Origin of the sequence: Streptomyces prunicolor NBRC 13075, from assembly GCF_000367365.1 — a bacterium.
Classification (GTDB): domain Bacteria; phylum Actinomycetota; class Actinomycetes; order Streptomycetales; family Streptomycetaceae; genus Streptomyces; species Streptomyces prunicolor.
In genome coordinates this window covers 1-2,083 of the sequence record NZ_BARF01000183.1, presented here as the reverse complement: position 1 = coordinate 2,083, position 2,083 = coordinate 1, and the positions used below count along the sequence as shown (strand labels likewise).

The following is a 2,083-nucleotide window of genomic DNA, read 5'->3' as shown; positions in this document are numbered from 1 at the left end:
GCTGACGTCCGACCAGCTCGACCGCGTGATGCGGCCCAAGGTCGACGCGGCGCTGTTGCTGGACGAGTTGACGGCGGACATGGACGTGCGGTCGTTCGTCCTGTTCTCCTCCGCCGCCGGACTGATCGGCAGCTCGGGCCAGGGCAACTACGCAGCCGCCAACGCCGTGTTGGACGCTCTGGCGGCGCGGCGGCGGACGGAAGGCCGTCCGGCGGTCTCGCTGGCGTGGGGTCTGTGGGCGGCGGAGACCGGGATGACCGGCGAGCTCGGGAACACCGACCTGACCCGGCTGAACAGGCTCGGTGTGCAGCCGTTGTCGTCGGAGCTGGGGCTCGAACTGCTGGACGCGGCTCAGCGGGTGGATGCGGCGTTGGTCGCGCCGGTCCAGCTGGATCTGGTGGCGCTTCGGGAACAGGCCCGTGCGGGGACGGCGGTGCCGTTGCTGGCCGGCTTGGTCCGCACGCCCGGCCGTGCGGGACGTGCGGGTGGAGGCGGTTCGCTGGCGACGCGGCTGGCCGGGGTCGACCGCGAACAGTGGGAACGGATCACGCTCGATCTGGTGACCGCCCAGGTGGCGGCCGTACTCGGACACGCGTCGGCGTCGTCGCTCGACCCGGGGCGGGCGTTCAAGGAGCTCGGCTTCGACTCGCTGTCCGCCGTGGAGTTGCGCAACCGTCTGACCCAGGCGACCGGACTCAAACTGCCGGCGACGTTGGTCTTCGATCACCCCAGGCCGATGGCGGTGGCGAAGTTCCTGGTGACGCAGATAGCGGGTGCGGGTGTCGGTAAGGCGGTGGCCACGCGGGCTCCCGCGCGACGACGTGTCGAAGCGGACGAGCCGTTGGCGATCGTAGGCATGGCGTGCCGGTATCCGGGCGGGGTGTCGTCGCCGGAGCAGTTGTGGGATCTGGTGGCGTCCGGTCGCGATGCGATCTCGGGGCTGCCGGGCGACCGTGGCTGGGACCTGGAGCGGCTGTACAACCCTGACCCGGAGCAGTCCGGCACGGTGTACGCGCGCGGCGGCGGCTACCTGGACAGTGCTGGTGACTTCGACGCGGGCTTCTTCGGGATCAGTCCGCGTGAGGCGTTGGCGATGGACCCGCAGCAGCGGTTGCTGTTGGAGGGCGCGTGGGAGGCGTTGGAGGACGCGGGGATCGACCCGGGTTCACTGCGGGGCAGTGACACCGGCGTGTTCTGCGGCGTCGGCCCCTCGGACTACGGCTCGGGGCTGATAGCCGGAGGCGGCGGCCCGGAGCTCGAAGGATTCCGGATGACCGGCGGAACGACGAGCGTGGTCTCCGGTCGGGTGGCGTACAGCCTCGGCCTGGAGGGCCCGGCGGTGTCGGTGGACACGGCGTGCTCTTCGTCCCTGGTCGCGATGCACCTGGCCGCCCAGTCGCTCCGCTCCGGCGAGTGCTCGCTGGCCCTGGCCGGCGGTGTGACCGTACTGTCCGGGCCGTTCCTCCTCGTCGAGTTCTCCCGGCAGCGCGGCCTGTCCCCTGACGGCCGCTGCCGCTCCTACGCCGAGGGCGCCGACGGCACCGGCTTCTCCGACGGCCTCGGCCTGATTGTGCTGGAACGGCTCTCCGACGCCCGCCGCCTGGGCCACCAGGTGCTCGCGGTACTGCGCGGGTCGGCGATCAACCAGGACGGCGCGTCCAACGGCCTGACCGCCCCCAGCGGTCCCGCCCAGGAACGAGTCATCCGTACGGCACTGTCCGGAGCCGGCCTGCGGCCCGACGAGGTCGACGCGGTGGAGGGCCACGGCACGGGCACTCGGCTCGGCGACCCCATCGAGGCACAGGCACTGTTGGCGACCTACGGCCAACGCCGCGCCGCGGACCAGCCGTTGTGGCTGGGCTCCATCAAGTCGAACATCGGCCACTCCTCTACGGCTGCGGGTGTGGCCGGGGTCATCAAGATGGTGCAGGCGCTGCAACATGAGCAGCTGCCCGCAACCCTGCATGTGGACGCACCGTCCTCGCATGTGGACTGGGAGTCGGGCGCGGTCAAGCTGCTGACCGACGCTCAGCCGTGGCCGTCCGGGGAGCGCGTCCGCCGTGCGGGCGTCTCGTCCTTCGGG

1 protein-coding gene is annotated in these 2,083 nt (G+C 71.6%); it reads left to right on the top strand.

Annotated features, from left to right (window positions below; genetic code table 11):
* A partial coding sequence (locus SPR02S_RS54660; RefSeq protein ID WP_019065496.1) for a type I polyketide synthase occupies nucleotides 1-2,083 on the top strand: 2,083 nt, incomplete at both ends.